Origin of the sequence: Nocardia sp. NPDC051911 (assembly GCF_040681035.1) — a bacterium.
GTDB classification, from domain to species: domain Bacteria; phylum Actinomycetota; class Actinomycetes; order Mycobacteriales; family Mycobacteriaceae; genus Nocardia; species Nocardia sichangensis.
The window spans coordinates 233,693-255,033 of the sequence record NZ_JBFAXY010000005.1 but is presented as its reverse complement, the minus strand read 5'-3'; the positions used below and the strand labels follow the sequence as shown (position 1 = coordinate 255,033).

Genomic DNA, 21,341 nt, shown 5'->3' with positions numbered 1-21,341 from the left:
CCACGGCGCGCGCATGGCGTGGCCGGGTGTGTTTCCGAGCGGGTTGTGCGGAAAATATCAGCGGCACTGCGCAACTCGCTGTTACCGACGGCCCGCGCCCGCTCGAGTACGTAGACTTTCGGCGTGACCGATCTCGCGGACTTCGCCCGGCTGATCGCCGGTGACCACGGACTTTGCGTCGTCTCCACCCTTCGAGCCGACAACACGATCCAGTCGTCGCTGGTCAACGCCGGCGTATTGCGACACCCGGCGACCGGTGCCGACGTGGTCGGCATGGTGGTACGCGGCGGCGTGCGCAAACTGGACAACCTGCGGGCCCGGGCGCGTGCCACGATCGTGGTCCGTGTCGGTTGGCAATGGTGCGCCGCCGAGGGGCCGGTGTGGATCGCCGGTCCGGACGACCCGGCCCCCGGGGTCGATGCCGAGCGGTTGCGGTTGCTGCTGCGTGAGGTGTTCACCGCGGCCGGTGGCGTGCACGAGGATTGGGACGAGTACGACAGAGTGATGGCCGCCGAGCGCCGGGCGGTGGTGTTGATCTCGCCGGATCGCGTCTACGGCAACGGCTGAGCTTCGCCGCGCCCCGGAAGAACCGGAAATAGACGCGGGGCAGCGCGTAGTTCCGATCATGTCGAGCGGGATCGGTTACCGGGATCGACAGGCTTGTTAGCGTCAGCCTGGTGAATTTCGATCTGGATGGAAAACGCGCGATCGTGACCGGCGGCAGCCGAGGGATCGGATTGGCTGTCGCTCGCGGGCTCGCCAACGAAGGTGTGGATGTGGTGATCGCGGCGCGTGCGGCCGAACCGCTCGCGGCCGCTGCCCGGACATTGTCCGAGGAGACGGGCCGGCGAGTGGTCGCGATACCGACCGACACCGGCGACGACGGCCAGGTCGAGGCGCTGGTGGAGCGCACCGTCGCCGAATTGGGCGGCGTCGACATCCTGGTGAACTCCGCCGCCACGCCGTGGAGTGCGGGCGCGAGCGCCGACCTGGCGGCCACCAGCGACGATGTGGTGCGGCGTGAAGTGGAGATCAAGGTGCTCGGATATCTGCGCACCGCCCGCGCGGTCGCCCCTCATCTGGTCGAGCAGCGCTGGGGCCGGATCATCAACATCAGTGGACTCGGTGCGCGCCAGGCGAATTCCATCGCCCAGACGATTCGGAACATCAGCGTCTCGGCATTGACCAAGAATTTGGCGGACGAGCTCGGTCCGAAGGGCATCAATGTGACGGTCGTGCATCCGGGGCTGACCAGGACCGAACGCCTGACCCAGCGGTTGACCGCGCAAGCCGAGGAGTCGGGGAATACGGTCACCGAACTCGAAGCCGAGCTGGCGAAGAATACGCTGCGCCGGGTCATCGACGCCGCGGAAGTCGCCGACGTGGTGACCTTCCTCGCGTCACCCCGCAGTATCGCGATCACCGGCGACGCCATCGCGGTCGGCGGCGGCGTCCCGGGTCCGGTCTTCTACTGAGAGCGCCGCGCAGGGCGAACTTCGCCCGCGCGTAGCTCGCGCTCTGTCGCCTATCCGGCCGCCTGGAAGGGTTCCGCGACCATCCAGTGCTCGGCGATCCTGTCGTTGTGCACGCGGATCTCGAGGTGACCGAATTGATGACCCTCGTCCCCGCGACCGCAGACGCGGGCAACGGCGTGCCGACCATGCTCGCCGTCTGCTCACCCTGACCTTCGAGGGTCTGACGTCCGAGGGCTGAACGGGTCGCCGCCCAGGCCTCCTGATGCGGTGGGCGGCGATGGATAGTCGTCGACGGTCATAGCGTTGTAGACGCGTGTGCTTTTGGTGGCGAGGCGGAGGAAGGCGCGGCCGGGGCCTGCGGGCAGGGCGGATAACAGTCGGGTGGCCTGCACCAGTCCCGAGACACCGAGGCGGGATGTGGGGATCAGGGTCTTGGCTGCGCTGAGCGCGACGGCGTGGCCGCCGCGTATGTGTTCGGCCATCGCGTGTTCGTAGGCGGGGAAGGCGCGCTCGTGGTCGCCGCCCGCTCGTGCGAGTTCTCCGGCGAGGACGTACGCGCCGACGACGGCCAGCGTGGTGCTGCCGCCGACGGCCGGGCCGGGGCAGTAGCCCGCGTCGCCGACGAGCGTCACCCGGCCTCGGGACCAGGTGTCCATGCGGAGTTGGGTGATGGAGTCGAAGTAGAACGCCGGGGTGTGGTCGAGTTCGTCGAGCCAGCGGTCCACGTCGGTGTCGAAACCGTGGAATGCTTTACGCAGCAGCTCTTTCTGCCGTGACACGTCGTGGCGGTGGTAGTCGAGTTCGCGGTTGCTGCGGAACAGGAACAACGCACGCGCCTCGCCGAGGTGGCGTACACCGTAGATACCTGCGGTGCGGCCGACACCGACGTGGATGTGGAGTTCGCTGTCGCAGCCGTAGGCGCCGGGCAGGGTCATCACCCCGAGATAGGCCCCGGCGAAGGCGCTGAAGCGCGATTCCTCGCCGAAGACCAGGCGGCGCACAGTGGAGTGCAGCCCGTCCGCGCCGACGACGAGGTCGAAGCGGCGCTGCGCGGACTTCTCGAACCGTACCTCGCCCTCGGGTGAGATCGCGGTGATCGAGTCGCCGAAGAGATATTCGACGTCGTCGGAGGCGGCGTCATAGTAGATCTCGCTGAGGTCGTCGCGCATGATCTCGGCGTGTTGGTCGGAAGTGGCGCCGAAGATCTTGGCGAGATCCACGCTGGCGGGCCGCCGCGCGCCTTCGGGGTGGAGTGTCATCCGGTTCGTGCCGGTGGCCCGTTCCTGGATGCGCGCCAGCACGCCCATCTTCTGCGAGATGTCCATCGCGGGCCGGAACAGGTCGACCGCGTGGCCGCCGGTCTTGCGCAGGGTCGGCGCGCGTTCGACGACGGTGACGGAGAAGCCGTGCCTGGTGAGCCAGTACGCCAGCACCGGTCCGGCGATGCTTGCACCGGAGATGAGGATCCGCACGAGTATGCCTCCCTTTTTGCTGAAATCGCCGATCAGTTGGGCATCTTCGATCCGAAACTCCACTGCCACTTCGGATCTGGATCCGAACACCGACTCGACGCCGCAGCGGCGCTGGTCTCAGCCATTGGTTCTCCTTCGGACGGTCCGTACAGGGACTACCTTGCTGGGCGACCGAAGATTCGTCTTGAACAAATGTCAGCGTTCACGGTCGGCAGGAACCGCTCATACGATCGGCGTGCGGCCATGGGAAATCCGTGACGGCCCGGCGTGGCTACGTGCTGTTCCTATCCGGCCGTGACGGGTCGCCGTCGATCGGTTCCGCAGTTGGGCGCCTGCTTGAGCAGCGCGCGGCCTCCCGCCTCGGCCGACTCCAACAGGTGCCGCAGCCCGTCCCACGACCTGTCCAGGTAACCGCTCGGATCCGCACCGCTGTACAGATGGGCATGTCTCTGTTAGCAATAAGGGACGGGTCTGTCTTGAGGATGCAGGGTGGGCCGGTATCGAGCGCGCTAGGCGCGAAATGAATCGAGTGCCCTATGAGCACAGAATTGCACGGTCTCGGCGGCGCCGCCCACCCCTCGTCGGACGGGTGGAAAGACGCCCTCCTCGGACTGGACGCGACCATCGAACACCGCGGCAACGCGACCGTCGTCCACGTCCATGGTGAAGTCGATGCCTACACGCTGCCCGCGTGGCGGCGATTGCTATACGAGGCCGGAGCGACCACCGCGGCGCCGGGGTCGATCGTGATCGATGCGAGCGGTCTCGGCTTCATGTCCTGCCGTTCGCTGCTGATCTTGGCCGAAGAATCCGAGGCATGCCTGCGCCGGGGCATCCGGCTGCGAGTGGTCGGTGACCGGCTGGTAGTGGCCCGCGTCGTGGCCGTCCTCGACCTCGACGCCCTGCGGCCCGTTCACTCCTCTGTCGAGGACGCGCTGGCCGACTCGCTGCGGAGCGGGCGATTCCACGGCATCGGGCCACGTGCGGCGTGGCGCGGTCACGCCGGAACACCGGAGCCGCGACCTCTCTGACGCTGTCTTCTCGGCACCGGGGCTCCGCTCGAATGCCCTGGTGCCGGGGTCGGCGGATCGAGCCTTGACAGGCGACGTGTCAGCAATCACATCGAACGAATCCTCTTGTTCTACGACCGGCTGTTCGGCCCCGGCAAGGATCCCGCCGTCGATCACGGCACGATCCATGCCACACCCGGCGACTGGTGGACCGTGTTCGCTCAATCGCCGGACGTATTCCGGCACGCTGTGCGCGGTTTCGCCGTCTACCGCAACGCGATCCTCGATCCGGCCTCGCGCGAATTGGGTCAGAGCCGGGCCGGTCGTGGAAATCAGGGACCTGTCCGCGGATCTGTCCGGCGCCTGACCGAGTCGGCGCGGGGGTCTATGCCGGTTCGGCGGATCGGATCGCCGCCTCGAGTGTGCGCAGAGCCGCGGTGAGCACGGTGCGTTCGTCGGCGGCGAGTTGGTCGGTGAAGGCGGTTTCGTGCTCCAGTAGGGCGGGCACGACCTGTTCGATGTGGCGATGGCCGTCCGGCGTGAGCGAGACCAGGACGCCGCGCCGGGTGGTCGAGGTCGGTTCGCGGGTGATCAGCCCGGCCGCTTCCGCACGGGCGAGGCGCTGGGAGACGGCGCCCGCGGTGACGAGGCTGCGGGCGGCGATCTGGCGGGTGGTCAGCTGGTAGGGCGGACCGGATCGGCGCAGGGTGCTGAGCAGGTCGAGGGTCGATTCGTCGATGCCGAGCCGCTGGAGGGTGCGCTGTCGCTCGTCGGTGAGGAGTTTGGCGACTCGCCACAGCGGCGTGAGGATCTCGATCGACTCGACTCGCGCGCCGGGCAGTTCACGGCGCCATGCCGCGGCTATCCGGGCGGCCGACGGTATCTCGTCGTGTGCTTCGTGCGTCATTGCCGGAAGTCTCTCCCCTCGGTACATTTAGCGCTAAATATACCGAGAGGAGATGAGAATGCGCGGAACGGTCGTCGTCACCGGTGCGAGCGGGGGAATCGGACGCCGGGTGGCTCAGCGGTTCGCCGAAGGCGGGGCGGACGTGGTGATCACCGGGCGTTCGAAGGAACGGGTGGAGCGGGCGGCACAGGAACTCGGAGTGCGGGGAATCGTTTGTGATGCGGCGATTCCAACGGAAGTGGAGCGGTTCGCCGAATCGGTCGGGCCCGAAGTGGATGTGCTGGTGAACATGGCCGGGGGCAACACCGATCTCGTCGTCGGGAACGGCGCCGCGGTGTCGTTGGCGGAGTTGGCCGAGCAGTGGACGGCGAACCTGTCGACGAATCTCTTGAGTGCGGTCCTGACCACCTCGGCGCTGCGGGAGCGGCTGCGACCCGGTGGAGCGGTGATCAATGTCGGCTCGATCGGCGCGGAGTATGCCGCGGGGTCCTACGGCGCCGCGAAGGCGGCGCTGGCGGCGTGGTCGGCCGGCTTGTCGGCGCAACTGGCGCCGAAGGGTGTCACGGTGAACACGGTCGCGCCCGGTTACATCGAGAACACCGATTTCTTCCAAGGGCAATTGAGCGAGCAACGGCGTAGCTGGTTGATCGACTCCACGCACGACAAACGCGCGGGTGAGCCCGATGACGTCGCCGGGCTGATCGAGTTCCTGGCCTCCCCGCACGCCCGGCACATCACGGGCCAGACGATTCACGTCAACGGCGGTGCGCACACGACCAGATGAATGCTCCGTGAGCGGCGATTGGGTTCGGGCTGATCGCAATTCTGTTCGCGCACGGGCGCGTGCGGTTGAATCCGGTATCACCTCCGTTCGTCGTCCGGAGCGGTGTCGCACGTCTCGGCTCGAATCGTGGGGACTGCATGCACCGAACCGGGGCGGACACGGCTTCAGACGAGGAGCACCACATGACAGCGCAGGCCGCCGCGGCAACTCCGACCGACGCCTTCGTCGCCGACTGGCAGGACTGGCACCGCGGACAAGAGGCGCGACTGGCCGACCCGCACGGATTCCTGGCCATCACCGATCTGCACTGGCTGGCCGAGACGCCGCAGCGATTCTCCGACGCGCCGGGTGCCTGGTCCACCGGCGCCGACGGGGTGACGGTGGTGCTCGACGACGGTGAGGAGCTGGTGGTCGACGGGACACCCGTGCGCGGCAGGCATGTGTTCGGGGTCATCCCCGAACGCGGCGGCGTGAACGCTGTCTGGGGTGACGCGGTGATCGAGGTCGCCAAGCGCGGCGGGCACGACATCGTTCGGCCACGGCACCCGGACAACCCGCTGCGCACGGCATTTCGCGGCACGCCCGCCTACGCGCCGCACCCGAAGTGGGTGGTCGCCGGGCGATATGTCGCCTTCCCGGAGCCGCAGCCGACCACGGTCGGCGCCGCTGTCGAAGGACTGGAACACGTCTACGACGCGCCGGGGCAGGTCGAGTTCGAGTTGGACGGACGGCCGCTGCGCCTGACCGCTTTCCCCGGCAAGGACCCCGGCGCCCTGACCGTGCTCTTCACCGACGAAACCTCCGGGGTCACCACATACGCCGCCAACCGGGTGCTGCAGCTGTCGCCGCCGGATGCCGACGGTTCGGTGGAGCTGGACTTCAATCGGGCCGCGAATCTGCCATGCGCCTACACCGACCTGGCGACCTGCCCGTTGCCGCCCGCGGAGAACCGGCTCCCGGTCGCGATCGAAGCCGGTGAGAAGCTGCCGTACGAGCGCGGCTGAACCGATGAGCGACACGACACCTCGGACCAGGACGTTGTCGTTCCTGACGCCGGGCAACTATCCCGACGACGATCCGTACTCCGGGCTCGAGGACACGCTACGGCTGTTCGAGTACGGCGAAAGCCTCGGTTTCGACGGTGCGTGGATCCGGCAGCGTCATCTCGAGCACGGCGTCGGGTCGGCAGCGGTGTTCCTGGCCGCCGCCGGTCAGCGCACCAGTCGAATCCAATTGGGCACGGCCGTGATTCCCATCGGCTACGAAAGCCCGTTCCGGCTGGCCGAGGATCTGTCGCTGGCGGATGTGCTGTCGCGGGGCCGGTTGCAAGCCGGTTTCAGTGCGGGCACGCCGCCGCATGCCGACTTGCTCGGCGGCCTGGTCTTCGACGGGGACTGGCGCACCTACGACCTTTCCTACGGACGGATCGCCCGGCTGATCGAGAACCTGCGGGGCGACTATCTCGGTGACGCCGACACGGTGATCCACTCCCCGGGCAACACCCAGCGGCCGCGGTTACAGCCGCACAATCCCGGTTTGATCGACCGGCTGTGGTACGGCGGGGCCAGCACCCGTTCGGTGCGCTGGGCAGGGGAGAACGGGCTGAACCTCCTGACGGGGAACATCGTGTTCGGCGAGCACAGCGACGATTTCACCACCACCCAGTCGAGCCTGATCGGCGAGTACCGCGGACTGGTGGATCCGGCTCGGCCAGCCCGGGTCGCGGTGGGACGGGTGATCGTTCCGTTCGACAGCGCCGACCGCGCGACTCGCGAGCGGTACTGGCAGTACGCGGAGAGCAGGCGCGAGCGCCCCCTCGGGCCGCAGGGGCCGCGGCGCGTCCTGTTCGCCCCGGACCTGGTCGGGCCCGCCGAGGAGATCATCGATCGGCTGCGGGCCGATCCGGTGCTCGCGCAGACTTCGGAACTGCGACTGGAGCTTCCGTACGAGTTCCACCGCGCCGACTACGAGCAGATCCTGCACGACACCGTGGAGTTGATCGCGCCGGCGCTGGGTCGTCGGACCGCGACCGGTACAGAGCACCAGACCGGTGAGGTGGCCGCCCCCGCGTGATCCTTGATGCCCGATCGACTGCCCGATCGATTCCGGGTGCCGGTCGACGTGTCAGTGGTTCGTGATCCAGGTATCGGTGAATTCCGCTTCCGCGGCGAGCATGTCGACCAGCCGTGCGACGACGGCCGCTTCGATCTTCTTGCCGAACAACGGGATCCCCACCTCGGCCGCGCCGTCCACGACCGCCACCGCGGCGGCATCCTGCTCGGTGAGCCGGACGGTGCCGCTCACCCGCGCGGGCACACCCTCGACGTCGGCGTCGAAACTGCCGCCCTCCTGGGTGTAGGTCTCGGTGCGGGTGACGACCAGACCCTCGGGGCGCACCGCGGTGACGGCGCCGGGCAACTCGGCCGCCGCTATGGTCTGCACCATTCGCACGTGCAAACGGTCCTCGGCGGCATCGAACTCCACGAGAACTCCGCCGACTTCCTCGACGCGGTCTTTCCAGTACCGCTCGTCGGCCAGCGCCGCGCGAAGCGCGTCGGCCGGATGGGAGTAGGTGGCCGTGTACGCCAAGGGGGTCGCCATATCGGCACACGCTACCTGCCGCGCCGCCTGCCCGAGCCGGTGAATCGCCGAGCCGTGCCGCCGGATCCGCTGAATCACCTTGGCAAGCACCAGCTTCGACACCTGCATACCCAGTCCGGTATGCCTTCCGGTGCGGTGCGGCGTGCCTTGCCCCCGGCGGGGAGTGGCCGTCTCAGACCGGGCAACCGCCCGTCGAGCCCGGGGGCGGCGCGAAGGAGTCCAGCGCGTACTTGCGGTGATAGCGGACGAGCTTCTCGTATCGCAGGCGGTTGTAGGCCAGCGGGAGCAGCAGCAACCGATCCGGCAGCAGACGCCATGCCGCTTGCAGCACACGGACGTACACGGCGAACTCGAGGTGGTGGCGCCGCTTCAGCTCGAACCCGACCATGCGGCGGACGCCGGGGTGCATGACCTCGGCCGAGCACACCTGGATCACGTGACCGGTGAAAGGGCGTAGCAGCAGCCACAACGGCATGAGCACGGTGCGAACGAGCTGCGGCAGCCCGAGGGTGGGCAACGGGAGCCGGGTCAGGCCCGCGAACTGCTCGACCAGGAACGGGTTCGAGGACAGCTCCCGCTCCACCATCGCGTCGTAGTATTCGGTCGCCGACGCCAGGTCCGGGGGTAGCTTGCCCGACCGCGCCGCCAACTCCAGCCCGGAAAACCCCTCGCGCAGCATCTGATAGGCGGCTTCCTTCTCCTCCGGGCGCAGCACCGTCCCGGTGCAGTAGGTGAAGGTGTTCAGCGCGACGAACATCCCGCTCACCCCCACCCAGATCCATGTCTGCGGATCGAGGGCGCTGTAGCGGACGTCGTGATAGTCGCCGCGACCCCGGCCGTGCACGTCACGGTGGCGCTGTTTGAGCCACTCGGCCTCGGCCAGCCGGTCGGCAGGGTCGCCCCACATCGCCAGCAGGGCCGAGAAACTCGAACGTACGCCACGATCGGCGAAGTTCGCGGCGAAGCGGCCGGTACGGTCGACGGCGGCGGCGACGGGGACGAGCGCGACCTGGTCGAAGGCGGCGCCGGCGAAGACGCCCGACAGCACGCTGCCGGTATGCCTGCGGAACTCGGCGAGGACCTCGGGGCGAACCCGATCGAAGGGCGCCGCGCCGACGCCGGGCTCTGAAACAACGGGCAGCTCTGCGTTCGTCGTCATGGGTCACCTCTGAACTACGGGTGATAGTGATATGGCTTCAAGACTATCATTTGTGGACGTGGTGAACGGGTCCCCGCATGCGGGGACGCGGAAGAGCCGACGGTGGTGGTGAGGCGCCGCACGGGACGGGCGGTAGGCTCACGCCGATGAGGGCGCAGCGAAACGATTCGAGCAAGCCCGAGACGAGCACCAGGCGGAACAAGACCGCGGGTGACGTGGGCCCGGCCGAACCGCATTCCGCCACGCGCCCGCAGGGACGCGGCGGTGACCAGACCGTCCCGGAGTTTCTGGCCGCGGTGGGCGATGTATGGGCCGATCTCGTCGCGCTGGACGCCCGATCTCGCCGCATCGTCGAGGCCGCCCGCGACTGCTTCGCCGAGGTGGGTTTCGAGGAGACGACCATGGTCCGCATCGCCGAGCAGGCCGGTGTCGGCGTCGCCACGGTCTATCGCCGTTTCGGCACCAAGTCCGCGCTGGTCCGCTACGCCCTCATGGCCGAGTCGCAACGGGTCGGGATCATCGTGGCCGAGGCGGTGCAGCGCTCGGCGGGTCCGGTCAGCGCGCTGGCGGAGATGTTCTCGGCGTTCGTGAGCGAGGCGAAGGCCCCCCGGTTGCTGACGCGCAGCCTTCGCGTCTCGTCCGCGGCAGGGGAACTCACCCGTTTCCTCACCGGTGACGAATTCATCGAGCAGGGACGGGCATTGGTGGCGCGCTTCATCGTGCACTGGCAGAAGCGGGGCGAGCTGGGCGTCTTCGACGCCGAGGTGGTCGCCGAGCTGTTCGTCCGCCTGACGATGTCGTTCATCTCGAATCCGCGCGGCGCGCTCCCGCTCGCCGACGCCGCGGCGGCGAAGGAGTTCGCCCGGCGTTTTCTCGCACCGTTGTTGTTCCCGCATCCCGGCGGGGTTAGCCGCTCCCGATAGCGGCTACTGTTCGGCCGCACGCGATAAGCCGGGGATCTCAGTTCTCGCTGACGATCGACAGCGCCGCAGTGGTTTTCGACCGGTGCACGTGCCCAGAGCTTGTCGGTGCCATGTCCTACTGTCCGAGAGATGCGCAACAGGATTGCTGGATTCGCCTACGATCGCGTGACGGTCGGCGATATCGGTCTCCACGTAGCCATGGCCGGAGCAGGCGCCCCGATCGTGCTCTTACACGGCTTTCCGCAGACCCATTTCGCTTGGCGGCACGTCGCGACGGACCTCGCTCGCGACCATCTGGTGATCTGCCCTGATCTGCGCGGCTACGGCGACAGCGACAAGCCCGTCGGCGAGCCGGATGGCAGCACCTACGCGAAACGGACGATGGCCGCCGACATCATCGGGCTCATGCGGGCGCTGGGCCATGAGCGATTCGCGCTCGCCGGCCACGATCGAGGAGGATTGGTCGCGTTCCGTGCAGGTTTGGACCACCCGGACGCGATCAGCCATCTCGCGATTCTGGACGTGCTGCCCGCCGCGGACATGTGGTCCACCCTGCACGGGACATCCGGCATCTTCGCCTTCCATCTGTACCTGCTCGCACAACCTTCCGACGTGGCCGAGCGCATGATCGGAGCCGACCCCGATCTGTTCTTCGGGCACTTCCTCGACGACTGGTGCCGGATACCCGGCGCGATTCCCGGGGAAGCCCGCGCCGCATACCTCGCGGCTGCCCGCGCGCCCGGCGCCGTTCGCGCGGTGTGCGCCGACTATCGGGCCAGCGCCTCCATCGACAACGTCCACGACGAAGCCGATCGTCGTGCGGGCCGCCGGTTGACCATGCCCGTCGCCGCGCTCTGGCAGGATCCGGGCGAGGTCGTGCTTCCGTTCGATCCCCTATCGATCTGGTCGGGATGGGCGAACGATCTTCGCGCCGGGACCGTGCGGTGCGGACACTTCCTGCCGGAGGAGATGCCCGGCCCCGTCATCGAAGCCATACGAAACCTGATCGACCGACCCGCGGCGACGGCCGTCAGGGCAGATGCATGAGTTGCCGGGAGAGGGTGAACAGGCGGCGGGCGAGTTTGGTGACCGGCAGACCGAGGGGAAGCAGGATCACCGTCACGCATAGGATCGCGCCGACGAGCCACAGCACGGCCGCGACCAGCCCCAGTACCGTGCCGAGCACGGCCGTGAGGATCCCCAGCACGACGCCGAGCAGGCCCTGTAGCGCTCGCATGATGACCTTCCGGTGTCCATTCTGCGCTTCTTCGGCGCGACGCGCATGTGCCGATCGCGATCGGCGCTTTCACCGCGTCCGGCCCCGCGACGACTCCGTGTACGGGCACGGGATCGGCCGGTAGCGTCCCAGGTATGAGCCGAGCGATCGTGGAGCTGTCGCATCCGGTCTCGGACGGCATGCTCACCTATCCGGGCCTGCCCGCACCACGCGTCACCACGGCCGTGGCGCGCGACCGATCGCCGCTGATCGACATGGCCTACGACATCGCACGCGTGGATATGGTCGGCCACACCGGGACCTACATCGACGCGCCTTACCATTTCCACGCCGAAGGCGCCGACATCGCCGAGTTGCCGTTGGAACGGCTGTTCAACGTGCCGATCGTCCTTATCCGCGCGCGGGGACTGCGCGCGGTGGGCCCCGACCTGCTCGGTGATCCCGCGCTCCTGTGGGGCAAGGCGGTGCTGGTGCACACCGGTTGGTCGGTCGAGTGGGGTTCGGCCGCGTACCGGGAGCCCGGGCATCCGTTCCTGATCGGTGAGGTCGCCGATGCGCTGGTCGCCGCCAATGTGGCGTTGGTGGGCATCGACTCGCTCGACGTCGACGACACGTCGTTGCCGACACGTCCGTGCCATCACACGCTGCTGGGCGCGGGAATCCCGATCATCGAGCAGATGACGAACCTGGACGCGCTCCCCGGCACCGGCGCCAGACTCGTCGCACTGCCTGCGCCGGTGCGCGGGATGGGCTCGTTTCCGCTGCGCGTCGTGGCGTGGTGGTGACATAGACGCTTTCGATCCCACGATCGGGGGCTCTTGCTCTGCCGAAGTTCCTCTCGCCGGCGGGGTTACGGTCGAGCGGTCCCGCCGGCGAGATCGGGCCCCTGGACCGACGAGGTGTAGTCGAGTGATTGCCGAAGACAGTGATCCGAACGGCGAGAAGCCGGAACCCCGCAGGAAGACGATCAGCAGTCCTTACATTCATCGGCTGCAACGTCGGCACTTCCTGCTATTCGATATTCTGCCGATTCTCGGCACGGCTTTTGCGTTCGCCTTTCTCCGGGTGCATCCGTTCGGCCTGACCGAATTCCTGCTGTTGTTCTCGATGTGGCTGGCCACCGGCCTCGGCGTGACCGTCGGCTACCACCGGCTGTTCACCCATCGCACGTTCACGGCGGCGCCGTGGGTCGCCGCGGTGCTGGCGGTGCTCGGCTCGATGGCCGGACAGGGCGGCGTGGTGTCCTGGGTGGCCCTGCATCGGCGGCATCACGAATACAGCGATCGCGAAGGAGATCCGCACTCGCCGAACCTTTCCGGCGGTGGTCTACGCGGAACGCTGCGCGGCCTGGCGCATTCGCATTTCCTGTGGATGCGTCGCCACGAGCACTCATCACCATCGCGGCCACGGACGTCTTCTCGGTCCGCGACGAGGACGAAACATTGTGCGCCACGGCACTTGTCACCATGCGCAACGTGAAACTGGTCAACTCGTGAACCAGGAGGAGTGGCCGTGACCACCGACAGCTTCGTGTTCGATCCGTTCGCCGCGGGCTTCGCCGAGAATCCCTATCCGCACTACGACCGGCTGCGGGCCGCCGCACCCGTGCACGAGCACCCGCTCGGATTCTGGATCGTGTCGAAGTACGAGGATGCCGCCGCGCTGCAGCGGTCGGCGCAGTCGGTCGACGAACAGGATCTGACCCGTCTGCCGACCTGGAAAAGCGACAGCGGCGAGCTCGGCAAGGAAAACCGCATGATGCGCGGACTGTCCATGCTGGACCGGAATCCGCCCGATCACACCCGCCTGCGCCGCCTCGTCGCCAAGGCGTTCACACCCCGCGCGATCGAGGCGTTGCGGCCCAGGGCCGAGGCACTCGTCGATGCCGCCCTGGACCGCATCGCCGAGGCGGGCACCGCGGATGTGGTCGCGGGACTGGCGTTCCCGGTGCCCTTCGCGATCATCTCCGAGATGCTGGGCGTCCCGGTGGTCGAGCACACCAGGCTGCGCGAACTCACCGCGATACTCGTGCTGGCGCTGGAACCACTGCCCGATCCCGCCTTGCAGGCCAAGGTCCGGTCCGCCAACCAGGAACTGTTCGCCATGGTCGGCGACCTGGTCCGCTGGAAACGCGCCGCACCCGGCGACGACCTGCTGAGCAGGCTCATCACCGCCGAACACGATGGCGATGTGCTGAGCGAGGACGAGCTGGTCGCCCAGGTCATGCTGCTCTACATCGCTGGTCACGAGACTACCGTGAACCACCTCGCGAACGGCGTCCTCGCCCTGCTGCGCCACCCCGGCCAGGCACGACGACTCCGGGAAGACCCCGCACTCGCCGAGAACGCCGTCGCCGAACTGCTCCGATACGACACCCCCGTGCAACTGATGCGCCGGATCACCGTGGAGTCCATGCCGATCGGCGGCTCGGTGATTCCGCCGGGCAGCCTGGTGCTCGCCTGCGTCGGCGCCGCCAATCGCGATCCCGAGTTCTGGGGCGTCGACGGCGACGAGCTGCGCCTCGACCGGCCGAACGCGCAGCAGCACCTTTCGTTCGGCGCGGGCATCCATCACTGCCTGGGCGCGGCGCTGGTCCGGCTAGAGGCCCGGGCCGTCTTCACTCGCTTCGTGCGGCGGTTCCCCGAGGCGACCATCGACGAATTGCGCTGGAACGGACGGATCAACGTGCGTGGACCCGCGGAACTGTCCATTTCGGTGTAGCGCGATTTTTCGGAGCAGGACGAACTCATGCCCACGATAACGGTCGATGGCGTGCGTGCCGATCGCCTATGCCGACACCGGAACGCCGCGCGACCGCCCGGAGGCGGCCACCGTGGTGTTCGGTCACGGACTGCTGTTCGGCGGCTGGATGTTCCAGCCGCAAATCGAGGTGCTGCGCGAGCACTATCGCTGCGTCGCGATCGACTGGCGAGGCCAGGGCGCGACCCCGGCGACGGCTCACGGCTACGACATGGACACCCTCGCCGGTGACGCCGTCGCGGTGATCCGGCGACTCGGGATCGCTCCGGTGCACTGGGTCGGTCTGTCCATGGGCGGCTTCGTCGGGCAGCGGATCGCGGCGCGGCACGGCACGCTGCTGCGCTCACTGACGTTGCTGGACAGCAGCGCCGAGCCGGAGGACCCCGGCAAGATCGGGGAGTACAAGCGGCTCGCGCTCGCGTTGCGCCTGTTCGGCGCGAAACCGGTGCTGGACAGCATCGAACCGCACCTTTTCGGTCCGAGTTTCCGCGCCGACCCCGCGAATCGGCCCGTCATCGATGCGTGGGCCGCACGCCTGCGGCGCTGTGATCGTGCCGCCGTTCGCAGGGCAGTCCTCGGCGTGGCCGACCGGGCTTCGGTGGAACACGAGATCGCGGCCATCACGATGCCGACGCTCGTCGCTGTCGGCGCCGACGACAGCGCGACGCCGCCCGCGCGATCCGAGCGCATCGCCGCGTCGATCCCGGGCGCGCGCCTGCACACCATCGCGGATTGCGGTCACACCAGCAGCTTGGAACAACCCGCGGCGATCACCGCGTTGCTGCGGGAGTTCCTCGCCACCGTCGACGGATCCTGACGCACCGACAGGTCGGTGATCAGCGCCGAGAGACTCACGGCCGGAACGGCGGGACCGCGAGATCGTCGCCGAAAAGGTCCGGGAGGTCGCGATCGACGCTGTCGGGGAAGCGCGCGGGGCGCTTCTCCAGGAAGGCGGTCACGCCTTCCCTGGCGTCGGCGCTCGCGCCTCGGTGGTAGATGCCGCGGGACTCGATGCGGTGCGCGATCATCGGATGCTCGGCGCCCAGGTTGCGCCACAGCATCTGCCGGGACAGGGCTACCGAGACCGGCGCGGAATGCTCGGTGACGCGGCGCGCGAGCGCACGCGCCTCGTCGAGCAGGGTGTCCGCCGGATGCAGCGCGGAGAACAATCCCGCTTCGCGGGCCTCGCTCGCGTCGACGAGGCGGCCCGAGTACACCCAGTCCAGTGCGGTCTGCATGGGGACCAGCCGGGGCAGGAACCAGCTGGAGCAGGACTCGGGAACGATGCCACGTCGATTGAAGACGAACCCGATGCGGGCGGTGTCGACGGCGATGCGGAAGTCCGCGGCGAGCGTCATGGTGATGCCGACGCCGACGGCGGGGCCGTTGACGGCGGCGATGATGGGCTTGCGAGATTCGAACATGCGCAGGACGACCTCGCCGCCGCTGTCGCGGAAGGACTCCGCGGCGTCCTGGTCGCCCGCGACGAAGGTCTCCGCACCCGCTGACAGGTCCGCGCCCGCGCAGAAGGCGCGTCCGGCGCCCGTGATGATCACGGCGCGAATTCGATCGTCCCGGTCGCAGGTATCGAAGGCATCGATCAGCTCCGCGCCCATCGCGGTGGTGAACGCGTTGAGCTGCCGCGGGCGGTCGAGTGTGATGGTGGCGATGGCGTCGGAGACGTCCAGGCGAATATCGGCCATAACCAACAGCTTGCCATCACGACGATTTCCGCGCTCTTGCAGGGGGTTCGGGTGACATTGGACGACCGGCGTATCGATTCGAAGGAGAATGACTGTTTACTTAGCGCTGCCCGTACGGTTAGCCTGTCGCCGTGTCTCGATTGGTCACGGCGCCTGGCTCCCCGTGTCGGGGTGACAGCGCGGACCAGTCGGACGGCGTTTCGCGCTGTCGTTCGACAACCCGGAGAAGAGGAGTGGGATGGAGATCAGCAACTCGGTCGCGGCCGTGACCGGTGGTGCGTCGGGACTGGGCTTGGCGACCGTGCGGGAGCTGCACGGTAAGGGAGCGAAGGTCGTGATCATCGACCTGCCGTCGTCCTCCGGCGAGGCCGTCGCCAAAGAACTCGGCGACGGCGTGGTCTTCGCGGCGGCGGACGTCACGAACGAGGAGCAGGTCACAGCGGCCCTCGACGCCGCGCAGGAGCTGGGCGATCTGCGGATCGCGGTCAACTGCGCGGGTATCGGCAATGCCATCAAGACCGTGGGCAAGAACGGGGCGTTCCCGCTGGCGGACTTCACCAAGGTCGTCAACGTCAACCTGATCGGCACCTTCAACGTGATCCGGCTGGCCGCCGAACGGATCGCGAAGACCGATCCGGTGGGTGAGGAGCGCGGTGTCATCATCAACACCGCGTCCGTGGCGGCCTTCGACGGCCAGATCGGGCAAGCGGCGTACTCGGCGTCCAAAGGTGGAATCGTCGGCCTGACCCTGCCGGTGGCGCGTGACCTCGCGGCCATCGAGATCCGGGTCGTGACCATCGCGCCAGGGTTGTTCCACACTCCGCTGTTCGCCACGCTGCCGGACGAGGCCATCGCGTCCCTCGGCGCTCAGGTCCCGCACCCCTCGCGCCTGGGCGACCCCAGCGAATACGCCGCGCTCGCGCGCCACATCGTGGAGAACCCGATGCTCAACGGCGAGACCATCCGTCTCGACGGCGCCATCCGGATGGCGCCCCGCTGAGGTGTGCCGGAGGGACTCCGAGTAGTGAGGACGGTGCGGGTGCCGGTTGTTTCGGCACCCGCACCATCCTTGCGCGGATCGGAGATCTAACGGGTTCGTCTGGGGCCGGGTGCGAGGCGGATACCGACGACGGTGATGACGGTGACCACCAGCACTGTCATCAGCCTCATGAGGTTCCAGACGGCCGGGTCGGGGGCCGGTTCGGCGGGTTGGATGTCCCGTCCGCGTGTCCGGTTCTGTGGGGCAGGGCGCGGCTCGGGTAGGGGACGTTCGGCCTGCGGCGGTATCGGTGTAGGGGCAGCTGCGGGAGCCGGAACGATAGGGAGTTCCGGGGCAGGCGGACCGAGTTGGAGGGGGCTCATGGGCGGGGGCGGGGTGGTGGGAAGCAGCAGAAGACACGTCAGCACTGCGCTGCCGGTAGCGGCACTGCCTGCGGCGGCGCTGCCCACGCCCGATCCACTCGATCCGGGGCCTATGAGACCAGGTACGAGGGAGCCGAAACCGCTGCCGGTCACGAGCCCGAGCAGGAGCAACGCGCTGCCCGTCACGGCGCTGCCGGTGCACGCCAGCTGGACGCTGCCGGTGTCGACTCCCGGCGTCGCGGCCGGTTGTTCCGCCGTGACGTCCGAGTGGGGCGCCGGGCGTGCTGCGCCGCCGGTTTCCGCATCGCCGGTGGCGAGCGGACCGCCGCGAGCGCCGGCGGTCCCGGCGCTGCCGGTGGCGACGAGGCCGGCGCTGCCGGAAGGCAGCCGAATCGGGCCGAGACTCAGGGACCCACCGGACGTCTCACCTTCGGCAGCGGCGCTACCGGACGATGTGGCGGGGCGGTCGCTGGAACCACCGCCCGCGAAGGCGCCCACCGGCTCGGATCCGGTCCCCGCACTCCCGGTGGCGAGGTCGCCGAACGGCGGCCACGGCGGTGCCTCCGCCGAGGCTTCCAGCGGCTGGGCCACGAGTGCCGCTATGGTCAGGGGCAGCATCGCAGCGGCCAATCCCTTGGCCATTCTCGGTGTTCGAGATGTGTTTCGCTCGCGTCGCATGTGCAGTCGCCTCGTCGTAGTCGGAACCGGCCGGAAGATCACGTCGTGTGCTGGTACCGGGACAGTGCGAGTTCGAAGGCCTCCTTCGGGACCACGTTCCCACCGGAGAACGGCTCGTCGAGGTTGTAGATCGCCCGGATCACCACGCCGACGATGGCGCCGAGCAGCGCGGTTGTCACGACGGTGCGCTTGGTGACCTGGACGCCGGAGAGGACCACGCTGAACAGCAGCAGGACCGTGCAGATCCACATGGCCAGGTAGAGGAAGCCGGGAACGCGGTAACCGGCGTCCAGCGCGCGATCGGCACGTGCCTGCGCCACCGCGTCGAGGCTGGTCAGCGCACTGGTGCGAAGTGTGTCGACCTCGGGATCGGCCGGATTCACCGCGGCAACGGCGTCGCGCAGGGTATCGAGGGTGTCCTGGGTGGATTGACTGAGATGACCGTCGTCGGCCATCACGGCCCATTCCGCGGTGAGAACCTGCTCGGTGTAATCGCGCACCAGTCCTTGGATGCGCGTGTGGTCGGGTTCGGGCATCCCGTGCGCGGCCCAGTAGGTGTCGATGAGCGATTTGGCTTCGGCGATGGTGTGATTGCGCGCGTTGTCGTACTGCTGCCAGGCGATCACGACGATGAACGCCACCACCGCCATGAAGATCGTGTTGATCAAGTTGAGCACCAGCGCGCCGACGGTGTCGTCGTCGGTGTGCCGCCATGCCTTCGGATGTAGGCGATCCCCCGCCACGAAGACGACCACCGCGACCAGTGCGGTGAGAGCGGGCACGAGAAACTCGAAGGCCATGCGGGGACTCCATTCTGTCTGAGTGGTTCTCGCGACCGCCGCGTCGGCGACGTACCGCAGCGCTTGTCGCACTACGGATTCGATGAATTCCGGGCATCGCCGTGTCCGAGGTCGATCGATGCGCCTGCGCTCAGCGGTACTGCGGCGACCTGGTCATCCCGAGCGAATCATGCTCGGATCGGAAAGCTCTCAGCGCTGCCGACGAGACATCACGCGATCCCGCGAGCCGGTCGAGACGCTCAGCGGGTCGCGGCTACCAGGCGAGCCGGAATTGTCGCGGACAGGCGTTTCGATGGTCATGCGTGGCCCTCACCCCCGAGATGGATACCGAGACGATCGACGAGCACGCTGTCGATGGTCTGCGTCTGTTCGGATCTGATCAGTGGTGCACAGCAAAGCGATAACACGACACGACGCCGATACGGACCAGGCGCCGTCGAATTGTCCTATCCAGCAAATCGGTTCGGACGACACCGATGGTAGACCGCGAATACGCCTGCGCGTGGGAAATTTTCGGAATGCCTCGCCGCAATTCGTCCAGGACGCGGCGCGGACTGCTGCGGTCGGTCGCCCCGGACTACGGTGACCGGTGCCGACCCCGGGGCAGCGTTGTGCGAGGAAGTTGCTGCTGCGCAGCCGAAGGGTGCGTGATCCGCGACTTTGCCGATCACCGAACGATGCCGGCAAGCACCCCGTATCGGCTGCACGCCTGCTGGAGTCAGCGCAATAGTGACCGCTGTGCCGGGTCTGGTGGGCGTTGGGTTCGTCCGGTGCTTTTGTCGCGGTAGTCGCCGCCGTTCGGGGCTCGCATCGAAGCATGGGGTTAAGCCATTGGCACACAACAGGTCCCGGTCCGTAGTGGCTGGCCGACTCGGCCACCGCAGCACCTGCCGCGACGGCGGAACGGCTTCGGAAACGTTCATCCGCTGGTCGATAGCGTGGGAACATCAGGGGGTGCGGGATTCCGGCGTGTCCGTGTACGCTTGCACAGCTACCGATCGGCGTAACGGGAATGCTCCCGGGTCGCGGATCGCGCGTCCAGACAACAGAAGAGCCACAGATGACCAGATACGCGCATTATGTCGGCAGCCTGCCTGCCGAGCTGATGACGGGTGATCGTGCCGTCATGCAATGGTTTGCCGACCACAGCGAGGGACGGCCGGTGACCGCCGTGCCTTGCGATCTCGATCCGGACTGGATTCTCGACTATCTGCGCACGCGCAAGCAGCATGCCGACGTCTTCGAGATCGTCCGCCCCGGCGAGTACGCCGACTACAGCGACTTCCCCAGTTACGGCCTGAGATCCGGGCGCACGTTGGAGCCGCGGCACGTCTCGATGGACCGGGTCGAGCGGATCGGCCAGGTCGTGGACACGTTCGAATCGCTGCGGAGCGACCGTCCGGAGCTGGCCGGAACGAAAGTCCAGATCAGCCAACCCAGTCCGCTGGATCTGGCGATGTTCGTCTTCGCAGGCGCCGCGGTCTCCGGTGGGCTTCCCGTCTGGCCCGCCGTGCGGCGCTCCGGGCTCGTGGTCGGCGCGCTTCGGCAGCTGCCGGTGTTCACCGAAGCGGTGATTCAGGAGATGACCGAGGTCGTCGAACGGTACGGTGACCGCGTGGTCTGGCAGCTGGAGTCGCCGATCGCACTGCTGAGCATGGTCAAGGCCGAACGACTACGTTCGCAGTGGGTCCTGGCACCGCTCGTCGCGCGGCAACTCGCTGGTTTCCTCGGCCGGATGCACCGAATCGGCGCGGAAGCGATCGTGCACCTGTGCTACGGCGACTATCAGCACAAGAGCCTGCTCACCCCGCGCACCCTCACTCCGGCGGTGAAGCTGCTCGGCCGCACGGCACGGCTGCTGCGTGAACAGGGCACACCACTGCCGCCGGTGCACATCCCGTGCGCCTACGGCGCCGAGCCGGCGCCGCTGGACCCGCGGTTCTACGCACCACTGCGCAAACTCGATCCCGACTGGAAAGTGATCGCCGGTGTCGTCTCCCCGGACTCCGAAGAGGACAGCGCCCGCGCGCTCGCTCTCTTCGAGCAAGCCGCCGGACGCGAGGCCTACGGTGTCGCCACTGCCTGCGGACTCGGCCGATGCACGGTCGACGACGCGCGGCAGGCGGCCGCGACGACGGTTGGCCTGGCCGGCGGTGGGGGACCCGAACAGTGATCTGCCGTGCGGTAGCCGACCGCGCGTGACCGCAGGGGAGCGGCGACGCCCCCCAGGTGCGGAACACGACCCGGAGCCGATGCGCGGCGACCGGATCGTGCGCTCCCGACCAGCGCCTACAGCATGCTTTCGTGCCGACATTCGGCGAATTGCCTTGTCCCGACGTGCCTCTCGGCCGTATGTCGGCGCCGCCTTCGTCAGCGGAGGGATCGGAGCGTTGCTATGTTGCTAGCGTATGCGGGTCGCCGAGCTCTGGACGACAGGTCCCGGCAGGCACGTGTACCCGCTCACAGATCA

22 protein-coding genes and 1 pseudogene are annotated in these 21,341 nt (G+C 68.0%); 15 read left to right on the top strand and 8 right to left on the bottom strand.

Annotated features, from left to right (window positions below):
• The first annotated feature begins 123 nt into the window (after positions 1-123).
• Positions 124-567, top strand: coding sequence for a pyridoxamine 5'-phosphate oxidase (locus tag AB0L97_RS08830; RefSeq protein ID WP_355074173.1), 444 nt, complete (start codon positions 124-126; stop codon positions 565-567).
• A gap of 110 nt (positions 568-677) precedes the next feature.
• Positions 678-1,475, top strand: a complete 798-nt coding sequence (locus AB0L97_RS08825) for an SDR family oxidoreductase (RefSeq protein WP_364426666.1) — start codon at positions 678-680, stop codon at positions 1,473-1,475.
• 200 nt (positions 1,476-1,675) lie between these two features.
• Here AB0L97_RS08825 and AB0L97_RS08820 read toward each other — a convergent pair whose 3' ends face one another.
• Positions 1,676-2,947, bottom strand: coding sequence for an FAD-dependent monooxygenase (locus AB0L97_RS08820; protein ID WP_364426663.1), 1,272 nt, complete (start codon positions 2,945-2,947; stop codon positions 1,676-1,678).
• Between the two features lie 536 nt (positions 2,948-3,483).
• Here AB0L97_RS08820 and AB0L97_RS08815 point away from each other — a divergent pair.
• Entirely contained in the window at positions 3,484-3,978 is a 495-nt protein-coding gene (locus AB0L97_RS08815; protein ID WP_364426660.1) for an anti-sigma factor antagonist, read from the top strand.
• 90 nt (positions 3,979-4,068) lie between these two features.
• Positions 4,069-4,281 (top strand): annotated as a pseudogene (locus AB0L97_RS08810) (carboxymuconolactone decarboxylase family protein); the annotation flags it as partial.
• Between the two features lie 61 nt (positions 4,282-4,342).
• Here the strand turns inward: AB0L97_RS08810 and AB0L97_RS08805 are convergent.
• A complete protein-coding gene (locus AB0L97_RS08805) occupies positions 4,343-4,864 on the bottom strand; it encodes a MarR family transcriptional regulator (RefSeq protein WP_364426657.1) in 522 nt (173 codons plus the stop codon).
• A gap of 58 nt (positions 4,865-4,922) precedes the next feature.
• Between AB0L97_RS08805 and AB0L97_RS08800 the strand changes: the two genes are divergently transcribed.
• The 3 genes from AB0L97_RS08800 (at position 4,923) to AB0L97_RS08790 (ending at position 7,721) form a co-directional block, all read left to right on the top strand.
• The gene (locus tag AB0L97_RS08800) at positions 4,923-5,648 is read left to right on the top strand and encodes an SDR family oxidoreductase (protein ID WP_364426654.1); all 726 of its coding nucleotides are present in this window, start codon (positions 4,923-4,925) and stop codon (positions 5,646-5,648) included.
• A gap of 182 nt (positions 5,649-5,830) precedes the next feature.
• Positions 5,831-6,652, top strand: a complete 822-nt coding sequence (locus tag AB0L97_RS08795) for a DUF1684 domain-containing protein (protein ID WP_364426651.1) — start codon at positions 5,831-5,833, stop codon at positions 6,650-6,652.
• A 4-nt stretch (positions 6,653-6,656) separates the two neighbouring features.
• Positions 6,657-7,721: an LLM class flavin-dependent oxidoreductase gene (locus AB0L97_RS08790; protein ID WP_364426648.1), complete on the top strand. Its 1,065-nt coding sequence runs from the start codon at positions 6,657-6,659 to the stop codon at positions 7,719-7,721.
• A gap of 51 nt (positions 7,722-7,772) precedes the next feature.
• Here AB0L97_RS08790 and AB0L97_RS08785 read toward each other — a convergent pair whose 3' ends face one another.
• Both AB0L97_RS08785 and AB0L97_RS08780 read right to left on the bottom strand, forming a co-directional pair.
• On the bottom strand, positions 7,773-8,357 hold the full coding sequence (locus AB0L97_RS08785) for a DUF2505 domain-containing protein (RefSeq protein ID WP_364426645.1): 585 nt from the start codon (positions 8,355-8,357) through the stop codon (positions 7,773-7,775).
• A gap of 64 nt (positions 8,358-8,421) precedes the next feature.
• On the bottom strand, positions 8,422-9,408 hold the full coding sequence (locus tag AB0L97_RS08780; RefSeq protein WP_364426642.1) for an oxygenase MpaB family protein: 987 nt from the start codon (positions 9,406-9,408) through the stop codon (positions 8,422-8,424).
• Positions 9,409-9,554: 146 nt separating this feature from the next.
• On the opposite strand from AB0L97_RS08780, the gene AB0L97_RS08775 reads away from it, so the two are divergent.
• Positions 9,555-10,331, top strand: a complete 777-nt coding sequence (locus AB0L97_RS08775) for a TetR/AcrR family transcriptional regulator (protein ID WP_364426639.1) — start codon at positions 9,555-9,557, stop codon at positions 10,329-10,331.
• 129 nt (positions 10,332-10,460) lie between these two features.
• Complete coding sequence (locus AB0L97_RS08770) at positions 10,461-11,378, top strand: alpha/beta hydrolase (protein WP_364426636.1); 918 nt, start codon at positions 10,461-10,463, stop codon at positions 11,376-11,378.
• On the opposite strand, the gene AB0L97_RS08765 is transcribed toward AB0L97_RS08770, so the two are convergent.
• Positions 11,362-11,568, bottom strand: a complete 207-nt coding sequence (locus AB0L97_RS08765) for a hypothetical protein (protein ID WP_355074149.1) — start codon at positions 11,566-11,568, stop codon at positions 11,362-11,364. The genes AB0L97_RS08770 and AB0L97_RS08765 overlap by 17 nt on opposite strands.
• Positions 11,569-11,702: 134 nt before the next feature.
• Here AB0L97_RS08765 and AB0L97_RS08760 point away from each other — a divergent pair, with 134 nt between their 5' ends.
• The 4 genes from AB0L97_RS08760 to AB0L97_RS08745 all read left to right on the top strand — a co-directional run bounded on the left by AB0L97_RS08760 (position 11,703) and on the right by AB0L97_RS08745 (position 15,145).
• Positions 11,703-12,353 (top strand): cyclase family protein, encoded by a 651-nt coding sequence (locus tag AB0L97_RS08760; protein ID WP_364426632.1) that lies wholly within the window; start codon positions 11,703-11,705, stop codon positions 12,351-12,353.
• A gap of 124 nt (positions 12,354-12,477) precedes the next feature.
• Positions 12,478-13,047 (top strand): fatty acid desaturase, encoded by a 570-nt coding sequence (locus AB0L97_RS08755; RefSeq protein ID WP_364426629.1) that lies wholly within the window; start codon positions 12,478-12,480, stop codon positions 13,045-13,047.
• 33 nt (positions 13,048-13,080) lie between these two features.
• Entirely contained in the window at positions 13,081-14,289 is a 1,209-nt protein-coding gene (locus AB0L97_RS08750) for a cytochrome P450 (protein ID WP_364426626.1), read from the top strand.
• 46 nt (positions 14,290-14,335) lie between these two features.
• Positions 14,336-15,145 (top strand): alpha/beta fold hydrolase, encoded by an 810-nt coding sequence (locus tag AB0L97_RS08745; RefSeq protein ID WP_364426623.1) that lies wholly within the window; start codon positions 14,336-14,338, stop codon positions 15,143-15,145.
• A 34-nt stretch (positions 15,146-15,179) separates the two neighbouring features.
• Here the strand turns inward: AB0L97_RS08745 and AB0L97_RS08740 are convergent, their stop codons facing one another.
• The gene (locus AB0L97_RS08740; protein WP_364426620.1) at positions 15,180-16,031 is read right to left on the bottom strand and encodes a crotonase/enoyl-CoA hydratase family protein; all 852 of its coding nucleotides are present in this window, start codon (positions 16,029-16,031) and stop codon (positions 15,180-15,182) included.
• A 238-nt stretch (positions 16,032-16,269) separates the two neighbouring features.
• On the opposite strand from AB0L97_RS08740, the gene AB0L97_RS08735 reads away from it, so the two are divergent.
• On the top strand, positions 16,270-17,031 hold the full coding sequence (locus AB0L97_RS08735; protein WP_364426617.1) for a 3-hydroxyacyl-CoA dehydrogenase: 762 nt from the start codon (positions 16,270-16,272) through the stop codon (positions 17,029-17,031).
• Positions 17,032-17,117: 86 nt separating this feature from the next.
• Here the strand turns inward: AB0L97_RS08735 and AB0L97_RS08730 are convergent, their stop codons facing one another.
• Both AB0L97_RS08730 and AB0L97_RS08725 read right to left on the bottom strand, forming a co-directional pair.
• Positions 17,118-18,011, bottom strand: a complete 894-nt coding sequence (locus AB0L97_RS08730) for a hypothetical protein (protein WP_364426614.1) — start codon at positions 18,009-18,011, stop codon at positions 17,118-17,120.
• Positions 18,012-18,109: 98 nt separating this feature from the next.
• Positions 18,110-18,871, bottom strand: coding sequence for a DUF4239 domain-containing protein (locus AB0L97_RS08725; RefSeq protein ID WP_355074127.1), 762 nt, complete (start codon positions 18,869-18,871; stop codon positions 18,110-18,112).
• A 1,060-nt stretch (positions 18,872-19,931) separates the two neighbouring features.
• Between AB0L97_RS08725 and AB0L97_RS08720 the strand changes: the two genes are divergently transcribed.
• Positions 19,932-21,044: a hypothetical protein gene (locus tag AB0L97_RS08720; RefSeq protein ID WP_355074125.1), complete on the top strand. Its 1,113-nt coding sequence runs from the start codon at positions 19,932-19,934 to the stop codon at positions 21,042-21,044.
• The last annotated feature ends 297 nt before the right edge of the window (positions 21,045-21,341 follow it).

Bases quoted from the DNA above. Each gene is read 5' to 3' on its own strand.
- AB0L97_RS08815 (WP_364426660.1), top strand. From the start codon at position 3,484: ATGAGCACAGAATTGCACGGTCTCGGCGGCGCCGCCCACCCCTCGTCG.
- AB0L97_RS08805 (WP_364426657.1), bottom strand. From the start codon at position 4,864: ATGACGCACGAAGCACACGACGAGATACCGTCGGCCGCCCGGATAGCC.
- AB0L97_RS08800 (WP_364426654.1), top strand. From the start codon at position 4,923: ATGCGCGGAACGGTCGTCGTCACCGGTGCGAGCGGGGGAATCGGACGC.
- AB0L97_RS08795 (WP_364426651.1), top strand. From the start codon at position 5,831: ATGACAGCGCAGGCCGCCGCGGCAACTCCGACCGACGCCTTCGTCGCC.
- AB0L97_RS08790 (WP_364426648.1), top strand. From the start codon at position 6,657: ATGAGCGACACGACACCTCGGACCAGGACGTTGTCGTTCCTGACGCCG.
- AB0L97_RS08785 (WP_364426645.1), bottom strand. From the start codon at position 8,357: ATGCAGGTGTCGAAGCTGGTGCTTGCCAAGGTGATTCAGCGGATCCGG.
- AB0L97_RS08780 (WP_364426642.1), bottom strand. From the start codon at position 9,408: ATGACGACGAACGCAGAGCTGCCCGTTGTTTCAGAGCCCGGCGTCGGC.
- AB0L97_RS08775 (WP_364426639.1), top strand. From the start codon at position 9,555: ATGAGGGCGCAGCGAAACGATTCGAGCAAGCCCGAGACGAGCACCAGG.
- AB0L97_RS08770 (WP_364426636.1), top strand. From the start codon at position 10,461: ATGCGCAACAGGATTGCTGGATTCGCCTACGATCGCGTGACGGTCGGC.
- AB0L97_RS08765 (WP_355074149.1), bottom strand. From the start codon at position 11,568: ATGCGAGCGCTACAGGGCCTGCTCGGCGTCGTGCTGGGGATCCTCACG.
- AB0L97_RS08760 (WP_364426632.1), top strand. From the start codon at position 11,703: ATGAGCCGAGCGATCGTGGAGCTGTCGCATCCGGTCTCGGACGGCATG.
- AB0L97_RS08745 (WP_364426623.1), top strand. From the start codon at position 14,336: ATGGCGTGCGTGCCGATCGCCTATGCCGACACCGGAACGCCGCGCGAC.
- AB0L97_RS08740 (WP_364426620.1), bottom strand. From the start codon at position 16,031: ATGGCCGATATTCGCCTGGACGTCTCCGACGCCATCGCCACCATCACA.
- AB0L97_RS08735 (WP_364426617.1), top strand. From the start codon at position 16,270: ATGGAGATCAGCAACTCGGTCGCGGCCGTGACCGGTGGTGCGTCGGGA.
- AB0L97_RS08730 (WP_364426614.1), bottom strand. From the start codon at position 18,011: ATGCTGCCCCTGACCATAGCGGCACTCGTGGCCCAGCCGCTGGAAGCC.
- AB0L97_RS08725 (WP_355074127.1), bottom strand. From the start codon at position 18,871: ATGGCCTTCGAGTTTCTCGTGCCCGCTCTCACCGCACTGGTCGCGGTG.
- AB0L97_RS08720 (WP_355074125.1), top strand. From the start codon at position 19,932: ATGACCAGATACGCGCATTATGTCGGCAGCCTGCCTGCCGAGCTGATG.